Here is a 1,466-nt window from a genome sequence, read left to right on the forward strand (position 1 = left end):
TGTCGGTACTTCACGAACGACGTAATCAGTCGGATTGATCCGTTGCATTGACCGGTAGAAAGTGTCTGGATCAGGATGTGTTCACTATACCAGATCCAGACGGTTATCTTTCGGCCTCAGATGTCAAAGACGTAGCGGAAGAAGTCATTTCTCCACTCCCGTTGCCGGGCGTCGAGGGGAGCCCCCTCGACCCCGGCGACATCTGGCTCGTCGTCATCTTGGCCTGCACCAACCAGAACTCGATTTGGGACACCTGCAACGATACCGACGGCACACCGTGCGACGACACCGTTCTGACGTGGCTGCACACGCTTGACCGAGACTGGCTTGAGTTCGTCGCCAACCTCTTGCTCGGACGCCTCGCCATGACGATTCTCGACCCTGGCCGGTCGAGAATCGTCTCCATCGACTTCATCGATAACCCCTACCACGGCGAGTACTACGCCGACGAAGGCGAACTCTGCTCGATGGCTCCAAAAGACGGCACAACCACCTGCCATCGCTACTGCACGGCGTACGTCGTCTCCAACGGGAAGCCGGTGACGCTGGCGATGACGTACGTCCGAAACGACGAAGACGAGGCTGACGCGGTCGAGCGCGTGCTCGCCCGCGTCGAGAACTATCCCTTCGAGATCGACCTCCTACTCGCCGACAGCGGATTCTACAACGAGCGCGTCATCCGCCGCGCTCGTGATATCGCCGCAACGGTCGTTCACGTGCCCAAAAAGGGTGAGCGGATGAAGGACAAACTCGACACCCACAAGTCGTACATGACGACCTATCGCATGTACAAGGACAGCGAGCGGGAACTCCGTTTCCCGCTCGCGGTCGCTGTCTCCTACCAGAACGGTGACCGGGGCAAGCACGGCGAGGTTGTCCGCGGCTACGTCGCGTGCGGCGTTACTGATCGTTCGGCAAAGCAAGTCGAACGCCTCTATAGGAAGCGGTCAGGCATCGAAACGACCTATCGATTACTCCGGCAAGCACGCGGGATCACGACGACGCGTGATCCCGTCGTGCGGTTTGCGATCATGCTCGTCGCGGCACTGCTGGAGAACCTGTGGCTGGTGCTGCGGTGGACGGTCGTCGCCCGCCCACAGCGGGGCGGGCGCGACCTACCCGAGGAGTTCACGTTCAAGACGTTCTGTGACTGGATTCGTCACGAGCTCGAAGAGGAGTTACGCCGGCGGTGGAAGATCAAAGCGAACGGGGTTGGTGTGCCGGCGTCACAGGCAACGGCCGCGGGCTGACCGAGGTCAGCCCACGGCCTGTTCGGTGGGCGGTAAGCGACAGCTGTCGGCAGAGACCGCCGAAATCCGGGTGAGATCGTCTGTCCGAAGCGGTGGATTGGAACGGTCTCGATCTCCGCCGCGGTAGCAGCCAAGACTGACCGCCAAATCATACAGAAAGTGACTATTTAGTGGTGTTCAGACAGCACTCTCTCGACTCGTTCGAGAAGTAACGAT

General features: G+C 60.0%; 1 protein-coding gene. It reads left to right on the plus strand.

The genetic code is table 11. The annotated features are described in order from the left end of the window. Positions 1 to 77: 77 nt before the first annotated feature. Positions 78 to 1,250 (plus strand): ISH3 family transposase, encoded by a 1,173-nt coding sequence (locus ACNS88_RS17550; protein ID WP_435100627.1) that lies wholly within the window; start codon positions 78 to 80, stop codon positions 1,248 to 1,250. The last annotated feature ends 216 nt before the right edge of the window (positions 1,251 to 1,466 follow it).

This window comes from Halorubrum shenae (assembly GCF_051194165.1).
Lineage (GTDB): Archaea > Halobacteriota > Halobacteria > Halobacteriales > Haloferacaceae > Halorubrum.